The 640-nt window shown below is 31.7% G+C and carries 1 protein-coding gene; it reads left to right on the forward strand.

The features are described from left to right. Positions 1 to 210 precede the first annotated feature (210 nt). Positions 211 to 640 (forward strand): fatty acid efflux pump transcriptional regulator FarR (gene farR / locus IDG60_RS19835; RefSeq protein WP_206161104.1); only part of this gene is annotated, 430 nt, incomplete at its 3' end.

Consider the following 640-nt stretch of genomic DNA (forward strand, 5'->3'; position numbering starts at 1 on the left):
TGCAATGACCGCGGACCATTTATGTTTTGCGATGAATGTCCCCATCTTATATAAAAATTTTGCCAAAGTATATTGCCTCCTTTTAAAATCAACGTTATAGTTTAAATATACAGTGTAGATTATTGTTAGATTATAGTATCTATCCCCGACCTCTTAAAGAATCAATTGGAAAATTTTGTATATTAAACTACACACAAAGGAGAAATGTAGATGAAAGAGACTGATTTACGAGTTATAAAGACAAAAAAAGCATTGTCGAGTAGCTTGCTACAATTGTTAGAACAGCAATTATTCCAAACGATTACTGTCAATCAAATTTGCGACAACGCACTCGTACACCGCACAACATTTTATAAACATTTTTATGATAAATACGATCTTCTAGAGTATTTGTTCAATCAATTGACTAAAGACTATTTTGCCAGAGACATTAGCGATCGCCTTAACCACCCATTTCAAACGATTAGCGATACAATTAACAATAAAGAAGATTTGCGAGATATTGCAGAATTTCAAGAAGAAGACGCTGAATTTAATAAAGTATTAAAAAATGTCTGCATTAAAATTATGCATAACGATATCAAAAATAATAGAGACCGTATCGATATTGACAGCGACATCCCAGATAATCTCATATTTT

This window comes from Staphylococcus sp. EG-SA-2, assembly GCF_017152085.1.